This window comes from Georgenia daeguensis, from assembly GCF_039537705.1.
Classification (GTDB): Bacteria; Actinomycetota; Actinomycetes; order Actinomycetales; family Actinomycetaceae; genus Georgenia; species Georgenia daeguensis.
Map to the genome: position 1 here is coordinate 1 of NZ_BAABBA010000080.1, position 1,153 is coordinate 1,153.

At 65.6% G+C, this 1,153-nt stretch carries 1 protein-coding gene; it reads left to right on the forward strand.

Annotated elements, in window-relative coordinates:
* A partial coding sequence (locus tag ABD774_RS21490) for a hypothetical protein (protein WP_345045820.1) occupies window positions 1-1,034 on the forward strand: 1,034 nt, incomplete at its 5' end.
* Window positions 1,035-1,153: the final 119 nt, after the last annotated feature.

The window sequence follows — 1,153 nt, forward strand, 5'->3', positions numbered from 1 at the left end:
GTGGGAGACTCGCACCTGACGGGTGCCCTTCTAACTGGCGACTTGGAACCTTCAGCAGTCCCATCGTCCCAGGTCAGAGCGGCACCCGTCGCTCACGACCCGCCCCCACCACCGGTGGATCCAGGCTGAGCGCCGCCCTCTTCACGGCCATCGACGACATCCGCGACGTTCAGAAGGCCTACCACGCGGTGACCCGGCACCCGATCACACTCCTCACTCGCGAACGGCTTCCACCCTTCCTACCGATTCTCATCAGGAGGCTGAATGCAGCGGACCAGCCAGAGACCTGGTGGCAGGGACTGATCAGAGTCAACGACAATCTCTGGCCACTGGCAGCCCCGGAGATCCTCGACAGAGAAGAGCTTCTAGCGGTCGGTCACATGCGGACCCGCGTAGCACAGCACGGCGCCTTCAGCGCCTACCTCGACCTCCACCGCGAGGCCGTCGCCGCTCTCCACCGGCAGGGCGACACCCGCATGTCCGGCATCCTCATCGCAGTGGCCGCCGAGACGCTGCTCGACGAGCTCTTACTCCACCTGATGTGGGAGGAGGCGCAACGTCCGGAAGACGTCGCACCCCAGTGGGGTGAGACCACCCTGGTTAACCGCGTGAAACGAGAGTTCAGCCCCCGCATCGGCGGACAGTGGGATATGCGATCGCCCAACGCGGTGACCAGGTGGCACCGCGAGGTGGCTGCGCTACGGCACCGGATCGTGCACGGAGCCTACGTGCCGACAGCGGAGGAGGTGTCCCTGGCCATCACGCGAGTTGACGAGCTCGTGGAGCACCTCTGCGACCGACTCGCCATCAAAAGACACCGGCAGGTCTACCCGCGAACTGCTCTTGCCCTCGCCGGCGAGAGCGGCCTAAGGAGGCGCAACGCCTACTCAGTCGACCTCACCGACCTGCAGCAGGACCCGCGCGAGCCGCTGTGGGACGAGACATTTACCAGATGGCGCAGCACCGTCAACCGCCTGAGACGCGATCGCGACACCCCGCCGCGAGTGGCCAACGCCGAGCAGGCAATGGGCTGACCCCTTCTCGTAGGTCCGGTGGTTCTGAGAGTCGTCCTGTTGCCCGAGGGTTCGGGCAGGGAGACTGGTCAGATCATGTCGAACAGCAGGAAGCGTCACACCCCGGAGCAGGTCGTCCG